Genomic DNA, 669 nt, shown 5'->3' with positions numbered 1-669 from the left:
GGACGACTACCGGAACATACGGAAAATGTTTAGCAATCTGAAGGTGCGCACGGGCTTGATGCTTGCCCAATTGGCAGTCGCCGTGGCCGCGCTGATTGCGATTGTCCTGGGTTGGAACAGCATGCAGTCCAACGCCCAGGAGATCAACGCCTTGGATACCTTGAGCGTCCAGCAGAACAATTTGATCAAGGACGCCTATACGCAGATGCTGCGCGCCACGATCCGCGCGGACATCGCCGCCGCCCAGCGCGCCGCCGGCGACACCAATGGCGCCAACGAGAATTCGCGCACTGTTCAGCAACTGGTCGCGGACGCCAAGAAGAACATGGAGACGTTCAAGGCTATTCCCAAGACCACCGCGTTCGGCAAGTCCGCCGAGGGCGAGCTGGTGTCGTCCTTCAACAGTTTCACGGATGCGGTGCAGTCGATGATGGCGGCGCTGGACAAGGGCGACGCCGCGGCCTACCTGTCCCTGAAGAACACCAAGGCGGGCGCCGCCAGTGGACAGTTCTTCAAGCAGCTGGGCGCCTTCGCCGGCAACATCAATAAGTACAGCGAAGAAATGGTTGCGTCGGCGCGGTCGCAGGCCGCGGTGATGACCTATGTCTACATCGCGCTGGCGGTGCTGATCCTGGCGGTTTCGCTGGGCGCCTTCCTGTTCATGAACCG

At 61.0% G+C, this 669-nt stretch carries 1 protein-coding gene; it reads left to right on the top strand.

What is annotated here, in order from left to right; genetic code table 11:
- Positions 1-25: 25 nt before the first annotated feature.
- The coding region (locus KYC_RS19615) for a Tar ligand binding domain-containing protein (RefSeq protein WP_043518961.1) at positions 26-669 on the top strand (644 nt) is incomplete at its 3' end.

The sequence above is a fragment of the Achromobacter arsenitoxydans SY8 genome (genome assembly GCF_000236785.1).
Classification (GTDB): Bacteria; Pseudomonadota; Gammaproteobacteria; order Burkholderiales; family Burkholderiaceae_B; genus Achromobacter; species Achromobacter arsenitoxydans.
Note: the sequence above shows the minus strand (reverse complement) of the source record. Positions and strands in the feature narration are given on the sequence as shown.